This window comes from Amycolatopsis sp. NBC_01488 (assembly GCF_036227105.1).
Taxonomy (GTDB): domain Bacteria; phylum Actinomycetota; class Actinomycetes; order Mycobacteriales; family Pseudonocardiaceae; genus Amycolatopsis.
Genome location: NZ_CP109434.1, coordinates 5,522,380 through 5,541,348 on the forward strand (window position 1 = coordinate 5,522,380; position 18,969 = coordinate 5,541,348).

The window sequence follows — 18,969 nt, forward strand, 5'->3', positions numbered from 1 at the left end:
TGAGGTGGTCACTCCTCTTCGGACCGCCGAAGCGGACGTGACCACCGGCAGCGCCGCCGGCGCAATCCCGGCCGGCGCCACCACCTCGTTCGCTGTCGGCGGTGATCGCGGCCGGCCGGGATTGCCTTGCCGGGACTAGAGACCCATGCTCGCGCCGAGGCTGTTCAGCGCCTTGTCGACCAGAGCCTGGGCATTGCTGTTCAGGGTGGAGTTGGTGCCGTTCACGACCCAGGACGAGCCCGAGAAGATCACCACGGTCACGCCGTTGTCGACGCCGCCGGTGGTGCCGCTGCTGGGAATGCCGAGCAGCGAGGCCGACTTCACCGACGCCTCACCCAGTTCGCGGGAGTCGTTGTTCGAGGTCGTCTGGTTGTTCCCGGTCTGCGTGTCGCCGAAGATGGCGCCGATGCACTTGCTCTTGTAGAACATCAGCGCGAACTGACGGCCCTTGATGTTGTGTTCCTTGTAGAAGAAGTGCGGGCAGGGGGACTTGCGGTCGTAGCAGTCGTCGCCCAGCACGTAGAACGGCACGTGGTGGGCGGCCAGCTGCTTGCCGTTGCTGTCCTGGAAAGTCGTCTGGCCCTGGTGGTCGGGATCGGGGTCGGGGTCGCTGCCGTCGTCGTCGACGGCCAGGCTGGAACTGTAGGCGTAGACGCCCGTCGCCACCTGGTAGACGTTCACGTTCTGGGACCGCGTCATGGTGTTGATGTGCGGCTTGGAGTTGACCTTGTTCGCGGTCGTGCTGTTCTTCTTGACACCGGCCAGCACCTGAGCGGCCGTGTACGTCTTGTCGGCCGACGGGGCGGCCTGGGCATCGGTGTTCATCGTGGCGGCGTCGGCGGACTTCAGAGCGAATGGCGTGACGAGCGCCAGAGCCGCAGCGGCTGCGACAGCGAAGCGCGTACGGGATGACATGCGGGGGCCTTCCGTCGGTCGGGGGGACACCGGACTTCGTTAGGAACACTTCCTAACTCAGGGAACCACTTGTGGGCCCAGCACGTAACACTTTTACGAAAATTTTAATCAGATGTCCCGGTCTCCGGGGCAGGCGACCGAGTTCGCGAAGCGGTCGAGCAGCGGGATGCGGCCGCGGTTGGGGACCGAACGCAAGGGGTGGCCGGCGAGACCCCACCGGGTCAGCAGGGTGTTCGCCGCGACCCAGCCGGTGGTGGCCGCGCGTTCCATCAGCGCCACCGGCAGGTCGACGCGGATCGCGTCCCCCGCCAGGACCAGCGCGGGGTCGGGGGTGCCGACCGTCGGGCGGCGGGCGAACCCGCCGACGGGGAACAGCGGGCAGTCCTGGCGCACCAGCGTGCTTTCGTGCAGCACGCGCGCGTCGGCCGTCTCCGGATACAGCTGGTGCAGGCGGCCTTCCAGCGCCTCTGAGGCATTGTCGGAGACGTACGCGTGCAGTTCGACGACGGATCCGCCGGTGCGCGCGACCCACCGGCGCGCCTCGCCCTCGTAGCGGTTCAGGACGCTGATGTTGTCCAGCGGTGGCAGGTTCCCGGTGCCGAGGAACGCGGGCCGCGCGGGATCGACGGGACGGTCGAGCCAGAGGCGCCGGACGACGAACGGCGGCGCGGTCCGCAGGTCGGCGACCTCGCTCCGCCACTCCGGTGAGCCGAGGTCCGGTGACGCGGCCACGACCCGGCGCAGGCCGGGCACGTCGCAAGCGAGCACGACGGCGTCGAACGCCTCGCCGCCGACCTGGAACCTGTCGGCGGCACGCCGGATCTCGGTGACGCCGGTGCCGGTGCGGACGTCGGCCCGCAGGCCGGCGAGGTAGTCGGCGAGCGGGTTCCACAGCGCCTGCGGGAACGGCTCGGTGGGGACGTCGAAGAGCAGCCCTTCGGCGGAGCCGAGGAAGTACAAGTGGAACATCGTGGCGAGTTCGGCGGCCGACAGCTCGGCCGGATCGGCGAAGAAGCTGCGGGAGAACACTTCGAACGCGAGGTGGCGGGCCGCCGCGGGGAAGTTGATCGCGGCGAGGAACGAACCGGCGTCCAGGTGGTCCAGCTGGCGGTAGACGCGCGGGACGCTGACGGTGGCCAGCGGCAGCGCGCGGCGGCCGTTGAGGCGCAGCAGGTCGCGCGGGGTGAACGTCGGACTGCGCAAGGCGAACGCGAGCGCGTTGAACGGCGGGGCCTGCGGCAGCCCGGCGAAGGTGTCGGTGCGGCCCAGCGCGTCGACGAGCGGGTAGTCCGGCACCGCGGTGAGCCGCTCGAGCCCGGGATCGGTGCGGGTCAGCAGCGCCCGCAGGTTGTAGTACTGGCGGAAGAAGGCGTGGAAACCGCGGCTCATCGTGACCGGGGTGCCGTCCGGGAGCCGCTCCGGCCAGCCACCCGCCCGGCCGCCCAGGTGGGCTTCGCGTTCGAACACCGTGACGTCGACGCCGCGTTCGGCCAGCCCCGTCGCCGCGGTGAGGCCGGCGATCCCGCCGCCGACGACGGCGGTCCGGGGCCGGCGGCCGAGCCGGCCCGCGTCGGGGAGGCCACCGGGCGCCGGGTGGGTTTCGAGCCGGCGGTCGCGGCCGGGGATCACGCGGTGCCCAGGAAGGTGTGCGCGATGCCGCGTTGCCAGCCGGGCATGGTGCCGGTGCGGACGTCGTGGAAGCCGGCGCGGGTCAAGCGGTCGCCCAGCTCCGCGACGCCGTCGAAGGCGAGGACGCTGCGGCGCAGGTGCCGGTACAGCGTGGCGTCGCCGGTGGTGAGCCGGCCCGCCGGGATGACGATCGCGCCGCACACGGCGTTCCACGCCCACCGCGCGCGCCGGGAGTCCCGGACGGAGTACTCGTGCACCGCGATCCGGCCGCCCGGGCGCAGCAGGCCGTGCAACCGCTTCAGCTGCGCGTCCGGGTCGGCGAGGTTGCGCAGCAAGTACGCGGCGAAGACCGCGTCGAACGTTCCGTCCACATGAGACAGTTCTTCGACCGGGGTGTGGACGAACTCCACGGTGTCCGGCCAGGGTTTCGCGCGCGCCCGGGCGAGCATCTCGGCGGACGCGTCGATCGCGGTGATCCGCGCGCCGGGGGCGACGGCGAGCAGCGCGGCGGTGGACGCGCCCGTGCCGCAGCCGGCGTCGAGGATCCGCGGCCGCACGGGCAGGCCGAGCCGCTTCGCGGAGATGCGCAGGTGGCGGTGGTAGCCCGGGTTGACCCCGACGAGCCGGTCGTAGGCGGCGGCGCCGGAGTCGAACGCGGCGGGGACGTCGGCGCGGGCGAGGCCGTCGGGCGGCAGCGGGCTCATCCACTGTCCTTTCGGGACTTGCCGCGTTCCCACAGCAGGAGGACGGCGGTGACGAGGGCGTAGCCGAACAGGAAGTCCTCCACCGGGATGTCCCAGGGGAACCGCCAGCCGGTGATCTGCGCGGGGGAGTACCGGACGATCGGGGCGGACGACTTCGTCAGCCACCCGTCGACCGGGATCTGGAACGCGGCGACGATCGCCATCGTGACCCAGTAGGCCGGCCGCCGCAGCAGCCCGGTGCGCAGCACGACCACCTCGGCCGCGACCACCGCGAGCACGGCCGCGACCGCGGGAACCGTGTAGCCCCAGGGAATCATCGGCGCACCCGCTGCCGCGGGGACGACCGCCGCAGCAGCTTCCCGGTCAGCTGCACGGCTTCGTAGGTCAGCACCCCGCACACCGGCACGACGACGAAGAACAGGACCTCCTCGAGCGGCACCCCGAACGGCACACGCAGGCCGGTGACGAACGCCGGGTCGAAGTCCCAGACGCCGGCGGCGATCGCGAGCGCGTCCCAGACCAGGAACACCGCCGCCACCGGCAGCACCGCGCGGGCCAGCGACCGCGCCCGGCGGTAGACGCGGGCGCCGGCCAGCTCCAGCGGCAGGGTCACCACCACGCACGCGACGAGGACGAGCAGGTACTCCACGCGGCCCACCTCACGCCACCGCCACCGGGTGCCGGCGCCGGGCCCACTGGGCGCGGACCAGCGCGTCGCACGCCGCGGTGAGCCGCCGGTGCCGGGGGACGCGCGCCCGGCCGGCGAAGACGTTGCAGCCGACGGCTTCGACGCGGTCGAGGATGCCGCCGTAGAGCCGGAACGCGGTCGCCACGCACGGCCGCGACACCGGGTGCAGCAGGCCGATCCCCGGCTCCGCCTCGGCGTAGACCCGCCGGGTCCGGGCCACCTGGTCGGTCAGCGCCGCCCGCACCGGCCGGTCGATCCGCCGGCCGCGGGCACACCACTCGAGCCGGTCGCGGTCGACGCCGAACGCGGCCAGCTCGTCCGCGGGCAGGTACACCCGGCCCCGGCCGAGGTCTTCGGCGACGTCGCGCAGGAAGTTCGTCAGCTGGAACGCCTTGCCGAGCGCGGCGGCTCGGGGGGCCGCGTCCGCGCGGGACCCGACGGTGCCCAGCACGGGCAGCACCTGCAGGCCGATGACCTCGGCCGAGCCGTGGACGTACTCGTCGAGCGCGGCCCGGGTCGGGTAGCCGGTCACCGTCAGGTCCATCCGCATCGAAGCGAAGAACGCGCGGAAGTGCGGCTCGGGGATGGCGTACCGGATCACCGTGTCGATCACGGCCGCGTGCACCGGGTCGTCGCTGTGCCCGGCGCCGAGGTCGCCGAGGAACCGCCGTTCGGCGTCGCGCAGCGCCTCGGCCACGGACTCCGGGGTGGCACCGGGTTCGGGTTCGTCGACGAGGTCGTCCAGGCGGCGGGCGAAGCCGTAGAGCGCGTGCACCGCGGGGCGCTGCGCCGGGGTCAGCATGCGCGTGGCGAGGAAGTAGGTCCGGCCGTGACGCGCGTTGAGCTCCCGGCACCGCTGGTACGCGGCGCGCAAATCGGTTCCCGTGATGCCGGCGGCGTCGAGTTCGCGGCGGGTCATCGCGCTCCCTCCAGGGTGCGGACGGTTGTCCCGGTGACCCGGTCGGCCGCCGGCCGGCCGGACAGCAGCATGGTCGGCACGCCGCGGCCCGTCCGTCCGCCGGGTTCGGGGTCGCGTTCGGCCACGACCCGCCCGGTGGGACCGGCGACCGTCCTCATCGGACCCGCTCGGTGCACCGGCCGGCGAGGACGCCGAGCGCGCCGGACGCCTGGACCGGCAGCGACGTCAGATCGAGCACTTCGAGGGCGCGGTGGACGCGCTCGTCGATGAACTTCTCCAGCTGGTCACGGGCGCCGGTCGCCGTGATCACGCTCCGCCAGCGCCCGACGGCCCCGTCGTCGACGACGTCGAGGGCGAGCAGCGCGGTGAGCTCGGCACGCTGACGCCGGTCGGCGAGTTCCGCGGTGAGGACGACCACGCTGGACGCCGCGCTTTCCGGGCCGCCGCACCGCCAGCCGGCGTAGGCGAACAACGGGCGCAGGAACTTGCCGCCGGTGACGAAATCCGGCAGTGCCGCGGCGGCCGGGGTGTCCGCGGCGTGGCCGGTGAAGTGCTCTCGGACCCGCTCGCTCACGAGCGTGCTCACCTCGGTCTCGCACCGGCGGCGGACGCCGTCGAGCCACGCCACCGAGCCGACCGCGGGCATCGTCGTCACCCGGGCTCCTTCCGCCGTTGCCGAGCCGATACCCGGGCGACCACCGGATAAACGACCGGGCGCGGAGTTTGCCTCGGCGTGGCCGGGGTAGCCCGGACTCGATCCCGGACTCAATCCCCGGCTCAGGAGCGTGGTTCGTGAGCGTCACCCAGCGGATCGCCGGGCGATGGCCGCGGCGCTGGCCCGTCCAGCCCTTCCGCGAACCTGCGTGGGCGAACCAGGAACCGGCCTACCGGGACTGCGCGCCCGCGGTGATCGAAGCCGCGGGCAAGCGTGCGTCGGTGCGGCCGTCGGGCAACTGGTTCGTGCTCGCCGCGAGCCGCGAAGTCCGGGCCGGCCGCCCGTTCGGCGTGACCGTCGGCGGGCAGGAGCTGGTCGCGTGGCGCGGCCGCGACGGCGAGGTCCGGGTCGGCCCCGGCGCCTGCCCGCACCTCGGCGCGCCCCTCGCGGACGCCCGCCTCGACGGCGGCGCGCTGGTGTGCCGGTGGCACGGGCTGCGGCTCGACGGCGCCCGCTGCGGGACGTGGGTCCCGGTCCCGGCCCACGACGACGGCGTCCTGGTGTGGGCGCGCCTCGACCGGCTCGGCGGCGAGCCGCCCACGGACCGGCCCGTGGTGCCGGCGCGCCCGGAAGGGCCGGTCCGCATCGACGCCGTCGCCACGGTGACGGGAACGTGCGAACCCCGGGACGTCGTGGCCAACCGCCTCGACCCATGGCACGGCGCCTGGTTCCACCCTTACTCGTTCACCCGCCTGCGGGTCCTGGAGACCCCGGACGAGGACGACCGGTTCCTCGTCGAGGTGACGTTCCGGCTGGCGGGCCGCTTCGGTGTGCCGGTGCTCGCGGAGTTCACCTGCCCCGAGCCGCGGACGGTGGTGATGCGCATCGTCGAGGGCGAGGGAGCAGGAAGCGTGGTCGAGACCCACGCGACCCCGCTGGGCGACGGCCCGGACGGCCAACCCCGCACCGCGGTGATCGAGGCGACGATCGCAGCGTCGCAACGCAGAGGCTTCGCGGTGGCCGCCAAGCTGTCCCCGGCCATCCGCCCGTTGATGCGCCACACGGCAACCCGCTTGTGGCGCGACGACCTCGCGTACGCCGAGCGCCGCTACGCCCTGCGATCACGGTGAGCACTGCCGCGCTTCGCGGTGAATCTTGGCATCTTCCGCTCCTCTCACCGTCGTCGAGAGGGAGCCGCAGACCATCAGCTCGGCGAGATCGGCAAGCTCGCGCCGGGTCAGGGCCGGCCGCGCTGGGGTGTCTGCCCGGCGACGCCGTGCCGCAGCGGCGTGCTTCCGGGTGCCGCGGTCGCCTCGCTCACCGGTGAGCCGCCCGGAGTGCCGGACACGGGTGGTGCCTGCCGCGGATCGCCGGGGGCGGGTTCGGCGCCGTCGCGCAGCTCGGCGAGCCGGGCTTCGAGGAGCTGCCGGACGGGGACCCGGTCGCCGTGCGCGCGTTCGTGGTCGACGAGGGCGCGCAGGCCGGCTTCGTCGAGGGAACGGATGCGGTGGCGCAGCTCCCCCAGCGGCAGCTGGTCGTAGTCGGGCAGCGGAAGGTCGTGGTCGGGCATGCCGGTCTCCGATCGTCGTCGGTGGCCTACCCGGTGCCGCAGGGGTCAAACGCTCCCCAGCCGACCCGATCGATGTGTGTTCCGGGGCAAAGCGGGAAAGCCAGCCTCGACCCTGGCCCCCAAGGAATCGAGGAACCCGGCATGAAGTGGCCGATGGGAGCACTCGCCGTCGCGGGGATCGCGGCGGGCGCGGCCGCCGCGCGGCGGAAGTCCGCTGACCGGCCGAACCGCTGGCTCGGCGTCACGGTCAACCTGCCAACCGAAGAAGTCGAGAACGACCCGCGGCTGCGGGACGCCTTCGCCGCGCTCGCCGAGGAGGCCGAGACGCGCGTGCGTCCGGCACCCGGCGGACGCGGGACGGAGCTGGCGGCCCGGCGCCGGGACCCGGGCCCGGGCGGTGTCGCCGAGCGGCTCGCCGGGCGCGACCCGCGGCAACCGGTGCGCAGCGCGCTGCGGGACGTCAAGTCGCTGCTGGAAACGGGTGAGGTGCTCCGCCCGGACGCGCCGACGACCGGGCAGCCGACGCCGGGCGGCGCGCTGGTCCGCCTGGCCACCCGGCGCGCGGGCGGGGAGGGACGGCTGTGAAAGCACTGTGCTGGCAAGGAGTCAACGAACTCTCCGTCGACGACGTGCGCGTCCCGTTCGCCGACCACGGTGCCTTCCCGATCCCCGAAGGCATGGACGACGACACCGCGCTGTTCGCCTCGGACTCGGTGCCCACGGGTTGGATGGGCGCCGACCTCGGTGGTGTCCAGCCGGGTGACACCGTGGCGGTCTGGGGCTGCGGTGCGGTCGGCCAGATGGCGGCGAAGGCGGCGATGCTGCTCGGCGCCGAGCGGGTGTTCTCGATCGACCGCTACGGCTACCGGCTGCGGATGACCGAGCAGCACATCGGCTCCGAGACGATCGACTACTCCAGCACCGACGTCGGCGCCGAGCTGCGCGAACGCACCGGCGGCCGCGGCCCGGACGTCTGCATCGAGGCCGTCGGCATGGAAGCCCACAGCGCCGGTGCGCACCACTTGTACGACCAGGTCAAGCAGCAGTTGCGGCTGGAGACCGACCGGCCCGACGCCGTCCGGGAAGCGATCTACGCGTGCCGCAAGGGCGGGACGGTGTTCGTCCTCGGCGTGTTCGCCGGCGTCGTGGACAAGTTCCCGCTCGGCGCGGTGATCAACAAAGGGCTGACCGTGCGTGGTTCGCAGCAGCACGGGCAGCGCTACGTCCCGATGCTGCTCGACCGGATGGCCCGCGGCGAGCTGCCCACCGCCCACCTGGCCACGCACCGCCTGCCGCTGGCCGACGGTCCGCGCGCCTACGACCTGTTCAAGCACAAGAAGGACGACTGCCTGCGCGCCGTCCTGCACCCCTGAACCCGTTCAACGAAAGGAAAACTCATGTCGACAACCAGTCCTGCCCGCACCCGGACCCCGGTGCAGGTCGCCGCCGCGGTCGTCTCGGTCGTGTTCCTGCTGGTCGGTGTGCTCGGGTTCGTCCCGGGCGTCACGACCCACTACGACCAGCTCAGCTTCGCCGGCCACGGCTCGATGGCCATGCTGCTGGGCGTGTTCATGGTTTCGGTGCTGCACAACATCGTGCACCTGCTGTTCGGGATCGTCGGCCTGGGCGCCGCGCGCACCGCTCGCGGCGCGCGGCTGTACCTCCTCGCCGGCGGCGTCGTGTACCTGGTCCTGTGGCTGTACGGGCTGCTGATCGACCACGGCAGTGACGCCAACTTCGTGCCGGTCAACACGGCGGACAACTGGCTGCACCTCGGCCTGGGCGTCGGCATGATCGCCCTCGGCCTGCTCACCGCCCGCGCGGGCGCGACCTCGCGCGCCGCCCGCGGCCCGGGTCTCGGCTAGCCACCACGCTGCGCGTGGACACCGGGGACGCCGGCGGTCGCTCACCATGGCCCGCCGGCGTCCCGCTGTGCGCACTGTCCACTGCGGAGTGGCCGCGCCGGGCTTGGCCGCCGCCGCAGGCGGGTACCCGTCGCCGATGAATCCGCGGTGGGAGGGCCGGCTGCGTGCGACCGCGCGCGCGGCCGTCGGCCGGTTCCGGCGGGCCCGGTGGGCGGTCGTGCAGACCGCGGTCGCGGTGAGCGTGTCCTGGTTCATCGCGCACGACCTGCTTGGGCACCCGCAGCCGTTCTTCGCGCCGATCGCGGCCGCGGTCTCGTTGTCGGCCAGTGACGTGCTGCGCGGACAGCGTGCGGTGCAGCTGATGAGCGGGGTGGCGCTGGGGATCGTGGTCGGCACGCTCGTCGAGGCGATCGCGGGCACCGCAGCACCGGCGTTCGGGCTCGCGGCGCTCTTGGCGGTGTACGGTGCGCTGGCCCTCGGCGGTGGCCCGTTCGGCCAGGGCCTGATGTTCGTCAACCAGACCGCCGCGTCGGCGATCCTGATCCTCGCGCTGCACCGGCCCGGCTCCGGCACCGAACGGCTGGTGGACGCCCTGGTCGGGGGCGGCGTCGTGGTGGTGATCGGCGTCCTGTTGGTCCCGGCGGACCCGCACCGCCTGCTCGACGACGCCGCGCGCGGTCTGTTCGCCGAACTGCGGGACGCGCTGAGCGGGCTGCGGCCGGCCGGCCCGCCGGCGGCCGGCGACGCGGACCGGGAACTGGCTGCCGGGCAGCGCATCCACTCGCGGCTGGCCGCGCTGGCCCAGGCGCGCGGAACGGCGCGGCAGGTGGTGGTGATCGCGCCGCGCCGGTGGCGGTCGCGGGCAAGCGTCGATGCGGCCATCGCCCGCAGCAGGCACCTGACGTTGCTGGCCAACGCGGTGCTCAGCCTGGTCCGCGTCAGCGGTGCCGCTGTCGACGTCGGCGAGGACCTGCCTCACGCCTTGGGCGAAGCAGTCGCCGAGCTGGCCCGGGCGTGCGCCGCGCTGGCCGGAGACGGCGATGCGGACGAGGCGGTCGCGGCCGCCACGCGGGGCCGAGCGGCTCCTCGACCCCGCCCGGCACGCGGGACCGGGCTACCGCGGCCCCGCCGTCTACGCGGCCCGGGCGTGCGCGCGTGACCTCCTGGCGGCGATCGGTCCGCGATGACGCCGGCGCGGGCCCCGCCGCCGGTCTGCGTTGTCGGTGGCTTCGGCGGCCTGAGAACCACCGAATTCGCGAGCGACGTCCCGGATAAGCGACGGAGACACCTGACAGGCCCAGCGAGTTCGCTTCCCGCACCAAGGAGCCCGGCACCAAGTCATGAGCGGCCTGCCCGTCCGCTGGCGTGCTGCCATCCGTGACGCGCTGGGCTGCGACGGCGGCCAGGCGCCGGGACCAGGGCGGCGATGGCGATGGCGGCGAGCCAGAGCACGGCCGAGGCGTGCGCTGTCAACGACATCGTCGCCCCGCAGAACAGCCGGAGTGACACGGAGACGACCAGGCGCCACAACCTCGGGTGCATGGACAGGTGGTTCCCCGGTGGCCTCCGGTGAAACGAGCCGGGCGCCGCCTCGAGCGCGTGGTGCCGGTGTGCCGCGACGTCGATGAAAGCGCCGGCGTGGCCGGAATTGCTGCCACGGCTGCTTGCCCGCTGGCTCGGGTCACGTGAAGCCGACTGCGCGCGTGCACCATCGGGTTAACCGCGCTCGTGGTGGGTAAGCCGTCGGTGTCTTCAGCCGCTCACCGGTCCGGGGAAGTGACGTCGCATGGACCAGGAACTGCCGCCCTCGGAGGAGCTCGCGGCGGTGTTCGCCCGGATGTCCGGGCTCCTGCTGACGACGGACACGGCGGGCTCGGCGCTGCGCGCGGGCACCACGCTGGCGCAAGAGATCTTCCCGGACACCGCGGGCGCCGGGATGAGCCTGCTCGACGAGGACGGGACGCAGATCACGACGGCCGCCACCGGCGAAGTCGTCGAGCGGGCGGACCGTCTCCAGTACGAACTGCGGGCCGGTCCGTGCCTGACGGCGTGGGCGGACCGGACCGTCGTGCGGGTCGACGATCTGGCGCGCGATCCGCGGTGGCCTGACTGGGCCCGCCGGGCGGCGCGCGAGCTGGGGCTGCGCGCTTCGCTGAGCGTTCCCGTGGTCGCCGGCGACACCGCGCTGGGGGCGCTCAAGGTCTACGCGACGCGGCCGGGTGCCTACCGGGAACGGGAGGAGTCGCTGCTGGCCTTGTTCGCGGCGCAGGCCGCGATGCTGGTGGCGAACGCGAAGTCCCACGCCGATGCGCGCCGGGTCAGCGCGCGGCTGCGGGACTCGCTGCGCGGGCGGGACGTCGTCAACATCGCCAAGGGCGTCCTGATGAGCCGCGGTCACGTCGACGAGCAGACCGCGTTCCTCCAGCTGGCCGACTTGGCCCGGGAACGGCGCCATTCCCTTCGCGACGCGGCGGAAGACCTCGTGCGCACCACGCTGCGGCGGCGGCGCTGACATGACCGGAAGCGACGCCCAGCACCAGCAGCGTGCGTTCGCGTCGGCGTTCGGCCGCGCCGAGCTGAGTGCGGAAGAGCTGTGGCTGCGGTACTTCTCGCTCGGCGGCAGCCTCGGGCTGCTGGAGGTCGAAGCGTACTTGCACGGGTTGTCGGACCTGCCGGGTTTCGACCGCGACGTGCTGGCGCACGCGGTGAATGAACGGCTGGACGAGCTGACCTGGCACCGGCGGGCGCCTTACACGCGGACGGTTCGGGAAGCGGCGCCGCGGGGCGCCGCGCTGACCGCGTTGACGACCCTGCTCGAAGGTGCCGAACTCGCCCCGCCGGAGCGGCTGCCGAAGCTGGCCGCGGCCGCCGGTGAAGTACTGGGCGTCGGGCTGACGGTCTACCTCGCCGACTACGGGCAACGCTACCTGCGGCCCGTGCCGCCCCCGGGTACCGAGCCGGGGAGCCCCGACCTCGAGGTGGACACGACACTGGCCGGGCGGGCGTTCCGGCGGCTCGAGATCCTGCCCGCCGAAACCGTCCCGCCGCGGTTGTGGGTGCCCCTGCTCGACGGGGCCGAACGACTGGGTGTCCTGCGCGCCGACCTGGTCGCCAGCGCCGACCTCTACGACCCCGGGCTGCGCACGCAGTGCCGCTGGGCGGCCCTGCTGATCGGGCACTTGGTGGTGCAGATGACGAAGTACGGCGACGGTCTCGACGTCACCCGGCACCGGCGGGTCCGCACCGTCGCCGGCGAGCTCATCTGGTCGCTCCTCCCGCCGCTGACCGCCGGGATCGACGGCTTCGTCGTCAGCGGCGCCGTCGAGCCGCGCCACGCGATCGCCGGGGACACCTTCGACTACTCACTGGCGGAGGACACCGCGCGGCTGCTGATCCTCGACGCCGTCGGGCACGACCTGCGCAGCGGGCTGATTGCCGCCACCGCCGTCGCCGCCTACCGGGCGGCCCGCCACACCGGCCGCGGGCTCTACGAACAGGCGCGGTACATCGACGAAGCCATCAGCGGCACCTTCGGGGACACCGGCTTCGCCACCGCGATCCTGGCCGAGGTCGACCTGCCGGGAGGGCGGCTGCGCTACGTCAACGCGGGGCACCCGCCGCCGCGGATCATGCGCGACGGCCGGGTGGTCAAGCCCCTCACCGGCGGCCGCCGGCTGCCGCTCGGGCTCGGGCCCGGCCACGAGTTCGTCCTCGGCGAAGAGCGCCTGCAACCGGAGGACTGGCTGGTGCTGCACACCGACGGCATCACCGAGGCACGCGACCGCGCGGGTGAGTTCTTCGGCGAAGCGCGGCTCGCGGACTTCCTCGAACGCGAAGCCGCGGCCGGCTACCCGCCGCCGGAGACGGTCCGCCGGCTCATCCAGGCGGTGGCGGCCCACCAGGACGGCCGGTTCCAGGACGACGCCACGGTGCTGCTCGCGCGGTGGACCGGGCCGGACGGCACGGTGCCGTAGCCGACGCAGCGGGCGGAACAAGACCCGTCGCCCACTGATCGCCCGAGAGCACGCCGAGGGTGACGGCGACGGTGACCGTCAGCGGCCCCGTCGCTGGCACGCGGCTCGGTGCCGCCGGAGGCCGGAGGCCGAGCCGAGAATGGTGCCGTGGCTGCGGCGCTCGCCGGGCGGTCAGCCCGCCCGGCTTTCGACCAAATCGGCCAGCCGGTCGAGGGATCGGCGCAGCTGCCGGCCGACGTCCGCCGCCGGCTCGCCGCCGTGGTTGCGAGGGTCGTTGCCGAGGAACGACAGGTGGATCGTCGCGTAGCTGATGCCGCCTTCGGCCGCGGAGACCTGGAGCCAGCCGCTGTAGTCCGGGCTGCCCCGCCGTCCCCACTCGAGCCGCCGCTGCTCGCGGCTCTCCCGCAGCAGCCCCGGCTCCTGCCGGTGCCCGCTCGGACCGGACACGTCGACGTCGACCCCCGGCGGCTCGGCCGGGTGCACGGACACGGTCCCGGGCAGCCACCGGTCCAGTGTGGATCGATCGGCGGCCGTGGTGAACACCGCGTCGGCGGCGGCGGAGATCCGTCGTTCGCATTCGAATTCGGCCATGTCCCCGCGTACCCCACCGGGACGGAGTTACCCGCGCGAGGCCTGGCGTCCTTCGCGGCGCTCGCGCTGGGGGACCACGACGTACTTCGGGTCCTTCGTGGACTCGACGCCCGCTTCGAAGACCCCGAACCGCTGCAGTGCGCTGCCCGCGAACAACGCCGCGCCGGACACCACGGACAGCGCCCGGCTGCGGTGGGCGACCGTGAGCGTGCCCAGCAGGCCGGCCGCGGTCAGCCGCTCCGACCACTTGCGCAGCCGGTGCGCCTTTCCGCTCGTGTAGGCCTCCGCGCTCAGGCCGAGCTGCTTCTCCAGCACCTTCGACGCGGCGAGCTCGGTGACGGCGCCGAACGCCGCCAGCGCGCGGGCCGGTCCGGCTTCGTCCACCGGCACCAGCGCCATTGCGAACCCGCCGGAACTCGCGGCCGCCGAACCGGTGAAGACGAACGGCAGCTGTGGGTGGGCCTCGTGCCACGCCGGGACCGCGGTCTGGGACAGCAGGACGGCCGTGTACGACGCGACGGCGGGGGCGATGACGGCGGAAGCGAGCCCGGCGGGCCGCGCCGTGGCGCGCAGGAGCTTCCCGGGCAGGGTGCGCCGGAGCGGGCCCGGCAGCACTTCGGCGGCCGCCGCGACGGCCACGCCGGGCCCGAACGCACTGAGGACCCACGTCCCCACGCTCATCGGCGACGTCGGCTTCGCCACCCGGAGCATGTGGTGGAACCGGGCCGGCCGCCCGAGGTCGGCGACCAGCAGGTAGACGCTCGCGAGCAGCGCGGCGAGGGAACCCGTGCGGGTCGCGCGGCGCAACCGGGGCCGTCCGGTCAGGTCGGCGCCGGCGGCCAGCAGCGAGGTGCCCGCGGCCAGCCCGCCGGTGAACAGGTACGCGGGCACCTTCCACTCCCACACCGGCGGCTTGAGCACCGGCCGGCCGTAGTACGACCGGAACTCGGCGCGCGGCACCATCAGCTCTTCGCGGGAGCCGCCGCCCCCCTTGCGGCGGCCGAACACCCGGGCCCGGGTGGCGGAGGCCGGTGCGTCGCTGCGCGGCTCGTGAGGGGTCACCGGCGCCTCCTTCCGAACGCCGCCACGGCCGCCGCGAGCAGCGCCGACGCGGCCATCCCGGCGTACTTCCACATGGCGGGCAGCTCGCGGGTCGGCACCACCGGGTCCGGCGGCAGCCCGTACACCTCGGGTTCGTCGAGCAGCAGGAAGAACGCGCCGTTGCCGCCGACGCCGTCCTCGGGGTCGTGGCCGTAGAGCCGCGCCTCGGTGACCCCGCGTTCGTGCAGCTGCTCGACGCGGTGGGCGGCTCGCTCGCGCAGCTCGTCCAGCTCGCCGAACTGGATCGAGTCGGTCGGGCAGGCCTTGGCGCACGCCGGTTCGAGGCCGTCGTGGAGCCGGTCGTAGCAGAGCGTGCACTTCTGGGCGCGGCCGTCGCCGGGGCGGCGGTCGATGACGCCGTACGGGCAGCCGGAAACGCAGTAGCCGCAGCCGTTGCAGATGTCCTGCTGCACGACGACGGTGCCGAACTCGGTGCGGAACAGCGCCCCGGTGGGGCAGACGTCGAGGCAGCCGGCGTGCGTGCAGTGCTTGCACACGTCCGAGGCCATCAGCCAGCGGAAGTCGGTCCGGCCGTCGGTGCCGGTCTTCGCGCCCGGCAGGTCGAACGAAGGCATGCCGAGGTCTTCGGGCGCCCGCGGCAGCGGGGACGTGCCCAGCTCACCGCCGCCGCGCGGCGCTTGGCGCAGTTCGTCGGCGACGAACGCGGTGGTCACGTCGATCGCCGACGGCCCGGTCGGCAGCCCCTCGAGCCCCGCCGACTGCTCGCCGAGCGGACGCTGCTGCTCGATGAAGGCCACGTGCCGCCAGGAGTTCGCGCCGAGCGCGCCGGTGTTGTCGAATGACATCCCGAGCAGGTCGAGGCCGTCTTCGGGGACGTTGTTCCACTCCTTGCAGGCGACTTCGCAGGCCTTGCAGCCGATGCACACCGACGTGTCGGTGAAGAACCCCATCCGCGGTGGGTGGCCGACGTGCCCCGCTTCGCCGGCGACGTCGGGCAGCGGGCCGGACAGCCGGTTCTCGATGCTCATGATCGGTCCTCCTCGGCCGCGTGGCCGGGCTCGACGTGCCGGGTGTCGTGGACGGTGGCCACCTGAGTACCCGTTTCCGGTGTGATGCCCGCCCGGGTCCGGTACTCGGCGAGCAGTTCGAGCAGCGCCGGGCCGCGTGGCCGGCGGCCGGGCCGGACGTCGCAGGTGGCGACCTTGCTCTCCTGGATGAACACGTTCGGGTCCACCACCACGCCGAACAGGTCGTTCACGACGTCGCGGGAGACGAGACCGGCGTTGCCCCAGTGGTAGGGCATCCAGACCTGGTGCACGACCCGATCCTGCACGCGCAGCGGCGCCAGCCGGTCGGTCACGAAGACCCGCGCCTCGACCGCGGCCCGCGCGGTGACGACGTGGGCCCAGCCGAGGTGGTCGAGCCCGCGCTGCTTCGCCAGCTCGGGGGAGACCTCGACGAACAGATCCGGCTGCAGCTCCGAGAGGTACGGCAGCGTCCGGCTCATCCCGCCCGCGGTGTGGTGCTCGGTCAGCCGGGCGGCGGTGAACACGAACGGGAACACCTCGCTGTGCGCCTCGGGCGGCGACGGGTGCGAGGGGTTGTCCCGGCGGCCGTAGACCTTCCGCGTCGGATTGCCCTGCTGGGCGTAGAACCCGTTGCGGAACGGCGACTCGTGCGGTTCGTAGTGCGTCGGCAGCGGGCCGTCGGCCAGCCCCGACGGGGCGAACAGCCACGCCTTGCCGTCGGACTGCATGATGAACGGGTCGTCGCCCCGGAGGGCGGCCGGGCCCACGGCGTCCGGCGGCGGCACGTGGTCCGGTGGCTTGGTCTTCTCGAAGTCGGGGACGTCGTGGCCGGTCCATTCGCGACGGTCGGCGTCCCACCACACCAGCGCCTTCCGCTCGCTCCACGGCTTCCCGGCCGGATCGGCGGACGCGCGGTTGTAGAGGACGCGGCGGTTGAGCGGCCAGACCCAGCCCCATTCGTGGGCGTAGAAGTCCTGCTCGAACCGGGACTTGCGGCGGGCCGCCTGGTTGACGCCGTCGGCGTAGACGCCGCTGTAGATCCAGCAGCCACAGGACGTGCTGCCGTCGGCCTTGAGGTCCAGGTAGCCCGAGACCTCCTTGCCGGTGCTCAGGTCCTGGCCGTTGATGCGGCGCAGGACGTCGCCGGCGGACGGCTCGTCGCCGTGCACCTCGTAGTCCCACGCGAGGTCGAGCAGCGGCCGGTCGCGCTCGTCGGCGGACCCGGCCAGCCGCTCCCGCAGCTTCCGGCCCAAGTGGTAGAAGAACCACAGGTCCGAGCGCTGGTCCCCGGCCGGTTCGACGGCTTTCTCGCGCCACTGCAGCATCCGCTGCGTCTGAGTGAACGTCCCCTCCTTCTCGGCGTGCGACGCGGCGGGGAAGAAGAACACCTCGGTGCGGCAGTCCTCCGGGACGATCTCGCCGGTCTCGACCTCGGGCGCGTCCTTCCAGAAGGTGGCGCTTTCGATCATCACCAGGTCGCGCACGACGAGCCAGTCGAGGTTGGCCATGCCGAGCCGCTGCAGCTTCCCGTGCGCCGAGCCGACGGCGGGGTTCTGGCCGAGCAGGAAGTAGCCGGACACCTTGCCGTCGACCATGTCCATCACGGTCCGGTAGGTGCCGTGGTCACCGTTGATCCGCGGCAGGTAGTCGAAGCAGAAGTCGTTGTCCGGCGTGGCTTTCTCGCCCCAGTACTCCTTCAGCAGCGACACGGTGTAGGCGTCGGCGTTGCGCCAGAAGCCCTTCTGCTTGTCGCCGCGGACGCTACCGAGGTAGTCGTCCAGGGTCCGGTGCTCCGGCGTGGGCATCGGCAGGTAGCCGGGCAGCAGGTTGAACAGCGTGGGGATGTCGGTCGAGCCCTGGATGCTGGCGTGCCCGCGCAGCGCGAACACCCCGCCGCCGGGCCGGCCGATGTTGCCCAGCAGCAGCTGGATGATCGAGCCCGCCCGGATGTACTGCGCGCCGACGCTGTGCTGGGTCCAGCCCACGCTGTACACGAGCGCCGCCGTGCGTTCCCGGCCCGAGTTCGACGTCCACGCGTCACAGACCCGCCGGAACAGCTCCTGCGGCGTCCCGCAGGTCGCTTCGACCATCTCCGGGGTGTAGCGGGCGAAGTGGCGCTTGAGGATCTGGAAGACGCAGCGCGGGTGCTCGAGCGTCGGGTCGGCGGCGATCTCCTCGCTGCCGCCTTCGAGGACCGGGCCGCCGGAGCCGTGCTGGTAGGACGACGACGTCTCCTTGCCGTGCCCGGTGTCGTGCGGCTCGACGCTTTCGTAGTGCCAGGTCGCCGGGTCGTAGGCGGCCTTGGCTTCGTCGTAGCCGCTGAAGAGGCCGTCGAGGTCCTCGGTGTCCTGGTAGTCCTCGGCGACCAGGAAGGACGCGTTCGTGTACGCGACCACGTACTCCCGGAAGTCCAGGTCGTTGCTCAGGATGTGGTTGATCACCCCGCCGAGGAACGCGATGTCGGTACCGGCGCGCAGCGGGACGTGGGCGTCAGCCAGCGCGCTCGTCCGGGTGAAGCGCGGGTCGATGTGCAGCACCTCGGCGCCGCGCGCCTTCGCCTCCATCACCCACTGGAACCCGACCGGGTGCGCCTCGGCCATGTTGGAGCCCATGATGATGACGCAGTCGGAGTTCTGCAGGTCCTGCTGGTAGTCCGTCGCGCCGCCGCGACCGAAGGAGGCCCCCAGACCGGGAACCGTGGCGGAGTGTCAAATCCGGGCCTGGTTCTCGATCTGGATCGCGCCCAGCGCCGTGAACAGCTTCTTGATCAGGTAGTTCTCTTCGTTGTCCAGCGTGGCGCCGCCGAGGCTGGCGATCCCCATCGTGCGCCGCAGCGGCTTCCCGTGGGAGTCGGTGTCCTGCCACCCCTTGCGGCGGGCGTCGAGCACGCGGTCGGCGACCATGTCCAGCGCCGTGTCGAGGTCGAGGTCGGTCCACTCGGTCGAGTGCGGCGCGCGGTAGCGGACCTTCTGCTCCCGCTGCGGCCCGGTGACCAGCTGCTTGCTCGCCGAGCCCTTCGGGCAGAGCCGGCCGCGGGAGATCGGGCTGTGCGGGTCACCCTCGATCTGGACGACCCGCTCGTCCTTGACGAAGATCTGCTGGCCGCAGCCGACGGCGCAGTACGGGCAGACCGACTTCGCGACCCGGTCGGCGCTCGCGGTGCGCGGGGTGAGGGCCGCCGACCGGGGCGATTCGGCCGCCTTGCCGCGGCCGAGCGGGTCGCCGCCGGTCAGCTGGCGGTAGACGGGCCACGACTCGAGCCACTTGCGTGGTCCCATGTCGCCTCCGTTCGCCTCGCTGCTCGCCGCGAAGTCTACTCGGGGCAGGCGCACCTTGACCGGCCGAAGACAGCGTCAGGCCGGGTGAAGT

20 protein-coding genes are annotated in these 18,969 nt (G+C 73.2%); 7 read left to right on the forward strand and 13 right to left on the reverse strand.

Going from position 1 to position 18,969, the window contains the following annotated elements; all coding sequences use genetic code 11:
* Positions 1-135 precede the first annotated feature (135 nt).
* From OG738_RS26425 to OG738_RS26460, 8 genes are all read right to left on the reverse strand, one after another.
* A complete protein-coding gene (locus OG738_RS26425) occupies positions 136-825 on the reverse strand; it encodes a glycoside hydrolase family 75 protein (protein ID WP_329044884.1) in 690 nt (229 codons plus the stop codon).
* 198 nt (positions 826-1,023) lie between these two features.
* Positions 1,024-2,544, reverse strand: a complete 1,521-nt coding sequence (locus OG738_RS26430; RefSeq protein WP_329044885.1) for an FAD-dependent oxidoreductase — start codon at positions 2,542-2,544, stop codon at positions 1,024-1,026.
* Positions 2,541-3,248 carry a class I SAM-dependent methyltransferase gene (locus OG738_RS26435; protein ID WP_329044887.1) on the reverse strand — a complete coding sequence of 236 codons (708 nt, stop codon included), beginning with the start codon at positions 3,246-3,248 and terminating at the stop codon, positions 2,541-2,543. Before OG738_RS26435 ends, OG738_RS26430 begins: the two co-directional genes overlap by 4 nt.
* Positions 3,245-3,565, reverse strand: coding sequence for a lycopene cyclase domain-containing protein (locus OG738_RS26440; RefSeq protein ID WP_329044888.1), 321 nt, complete (start codon positions 3,563-3,565; stop codon positions 3,245-3,247). Before OG738_RS26440 ends, OG738_RS26435 begins: the two co-directional genes overlap by 4 nt.
* Positions 3,562-3,906, reverse strand: coding sequence for a lycopene cyclase domain-containing protein (locus OG738_RS26445; protein WP_329044890.1), 345 nt, complete (start codon positions 3,904-3,906; stop codon positions 3,562-3,564). The genes OG738_RS26440 and OG738_RS26445 overlap by 4 nt, the downstream gene beginning before the upstream one ends.
* Before the next feature lies 1 nt (position 3,907).
* Positions 3,908-4,855 carry a phytoene/squalene synthase family protein gene (locus tag OG738_RS26450; RefSeq protein ID WP_329044892.1) on the reverse strand — a complete coding sequence of 316 codons (948 nt, stop codon included), beginning with the start codon at positions 4,853-4,855 and terminating at the stop codon, positions 3,908-3,910.
* Positions 4,852-5,013 carry a hypothetical protein gene (locus OG738_RS26455; protein WP_329044893.1) on the reverse strand — a complete coding sequence of 54 codons (162 nt, stop codon included), beginning with the start codon at positions 5,011-5,013 and terminating at the stop codon, positions 4,852-4,854. Before OG738_RS26455 ends, OG738_RS26450 begins: the two co-directional genes overlap by 4 nt.
* Positions 5,010-5,501: a hypothetical protein gene (locus OG738_RS26460; protein WP_329056844.1), complete on the reverse strand. Its 492-nt coding sequence runs from the start codon at positions 5,499-5,501 to the stop codon at positions 5,010-5,012. Before OG738_RS26460 ends, OG738_RS26455 begins: the two co-directional genes overlap by 4 nt.
* Positions 5,502-5,647: 146 nt before the next feature.
* On the opposite strand from OG738_RS26460, the gene OG738_RS26465 reads away from it, so the two are divergent.
* Positions 5,648-6,640: a DUF5914 domain-containing protein gene (locus tag OG738_RS26465; protein ID WP_329044894.1), complete on the forward strand. Its 993-nt coding sequence runs from the start codon at positions 5,648-5,650 to the stop codon at positions 6,638-6,640.
* Between the two features lie 107 nt (positions 6,641-6,747).
* On the opposite strand, the gene OG738_RS26470 is transcribed toward OG738_RS26465, so the two are convergent.
* Positions 6,748-7,080, reverse strand: coding sequence for a hypothetical protein (locus OG738_RS26470; RefSeq protein ID WP_329044895.1), 333 nt, complete (start codon positions 7,078-7,080; stop codon positions 6,748-6,750).
* A 141-nt stretch (positions 7,081-7,221) separates the two neighbouring features.
* Between OG738_RS26470 and OG738_RS26475 the strand changes: the two genes are divergently transcribed.
* The 6 genes from OG738_RS26475 to OG738_RS26500 all read left to right on the forward strand — a co-directional run bounded on the left by OG738_RS26475 (position 7,222) and on the right by OG738_RS26500 (position 12,919).
* Positions 7,222-7,665 (forward strand): hypothetical protein, encoded by a 444-nt coding sequence (locus tag OG738_RS26475; protein ID WP_329044896.1) that lies wholly within the window; start codon positions 7,222-7,224, stop codon positions 7,663-7,665.
* Entirely contained in the window at positions 7,662-8,453 is a 792-nt protein-coding gene (locus OG738_RS26480) for a zinc-binding dehydrogenase (protein WP_329044897.1), read from the forward strand. Before OG738_RS26475 ends, OG738_RS26480 begins: the two co-directional genes overlap by 4 nt.
* Positions 8,454-8,477: 24 nt before the next feature.
* The gene (locus OG738_RS26485; RefSeq protein WP_329044898.1) at positions 8,478-8,945 is read left to right on the forward strand and encodes a DUF4383 domain-containing protein; all 468 of its coding nucleotides are present in this window, start codon (positions 8,478-8,480) and stop codon (positions 8,943-8,945) included.
* 136 nt (positions 8,946-9,081) lie between these two features.
* The gene (locus OG738_RS26490; RefSeq protein WP_329044899.1) at positions 9,082-10,104 is read left to right on the forward strand and encodes an FUSC family protein; all 1,023 of its coding nucleotides are present in this window, start codon (positions 9,082-9,084) and stop codon (positions 10,102-10,104) included.
* Between the two features lie 627 nt (positions 10,105-10,731).
* On the forward strand, positions 10,732-11,457 hold the full coding sequence (locus tag OG738_RS26495) for a GAF and ANTAR domain-containing protein (RefSeq protein ID WP_329044900.1): 726 nt from the start codon (positions 10,732-10,734) through the stop codon (positions 11,455-11,457).
* Position 11,458: 1 nt separating this feature from the next.
* Positions 11,459-12,919 (forward strand): PP2C family protein-serine/threonine phosphatase, encoded by a 1,461-nt coding sequence (locus OG738_RS26500; protein WP_329044901.1) that lies wholly within the window; start codon positions 11,459-11,461, stop codon positions 12,917-12,919.
* 171 nt (positions 12,920-13,090) lie between these two features.
* Here the strand turns inward: OG738_RS26500 and OG738_RS26505 are convergent, their stop codons facing one another.
* The 4 genes from OG738_RS26505 to fdh are packed head-to-tail and all read right to left on the reverse strand — an operon-like array spanning position 13,091 to position 18,878.
* Entirely contained in the window at positions 13,091-13,510 is a 420-nt protein-coding gene (locus OG738_RS26505) for an SRPBCC family protein (protein WP_329044902.1), read from the reverse strand.
* Positions 13,511-13,537: 27 nt separating this feature from the next.
* Positions 13,538-14,572, reverse strand: coding sequence for an NrfD/PsrC family molybdoenzyme membrane anchor subunit (gene nrfD, locus OG738_RS26510; protein ID WP_329044903.1), 1,035 nt, complete (start codon positions 14,570-14,572; stop codon positions 13,538-13,540).
* A complete protein-coding gene (locus tag OG738_RS26515; RefSeq protein ID WP_329044904.1) occupies positions 14,569-15,600 on the reverse strand; it encodes a 4Fe-4S dicluster domain-containing protein in 1,032 nt (343 codons plus the stop codon). The genes nrfD and OG738_RS26515 overlap by 4 nt, the downstream gene beginning before the upstream one ends.
* Positions 15,597-18,878: a formate dehydrogenase gene (fdh, locus tag OG738_RS26520; RefSeq protein ID WP_329044906.1), complete on the reverse strand. Its 3,282-nt coding sequence runs from the start codon at positions 18,876-18,878 to the stop codon at positions 15,597-15,599. The genes OG738_RS26515 and fdh overlap by 4 nt, the downstream gene beginning before the upstream one ends.
* Positions 18,879-18,969 lie beyond the last annotated feature (91 nt).